Origin of the sequence: Stenotrophomonas sp. 3diitr2024 (assembly GCF_042136455.1) — a bacterium.
Lineage (GTDB): Bacteria > Pseudomonadota > Gammaproteobacteria > Xanthomonadales > Xanthomonadaceae > Stenotrophomonas > Stenotrophomonas sepilia.
Genome location: NZ_JBHHMJ010000260.1, coordinates 1 through 368, shown reverse-complemented (window position 1 = coordinate 368; position 368 = coordinate 1). Strand labels below are relative to the sequence as shown.

The 368-nt window shown below is 66.6% G+C and carries 1 pseudogene; it reads left to right on the top strand.

Annotation, left to right across the window (positions count from 1 at the left end):
- Positions 1–230 precede the first annotated feature (230 nt).
- A pseudogene (locus ABGA94_RS06005) lies at positions 231–368 on the top strand (glycine--tRNA ligase subunit alpha); the annotation flags it as partial.

The following is a 368-nucleotide window of genomic DNA, read 5'->3' as shown; positions in this document are numbered from 1 at the left end:
CGTGTTGGCTGGCGGCAATGCGTTGCAGATTGCCGAGGCCGCGCAGCAGATCGGGGTGAACGATCTGCGCCAGTCGGCGTTGAAGAAGGCCGCTGCGGGCATCACCAGCCTGGCCGAGATCAACCGCGTTACCGGCGGTGGCTGGCATTCTTGAGGAACTGGCGGCCATGGTGGATCCTCCGCGTACGCTGGCCTTGCTGGAAGTGGCGCAGGCCGGCGCCGCGGTGCCGCTGAAGGCACTGGGCATCGATCCGCTGGTGCACGACCTGCGCTTCGTCGAGGACAACTGGGAATCGCCGACGCTGGGCGCGTGGGGCCTGGGCTGGGAAGTCTGGCTCAACGGCATGGAAGTGACCCAGTTCACCTAC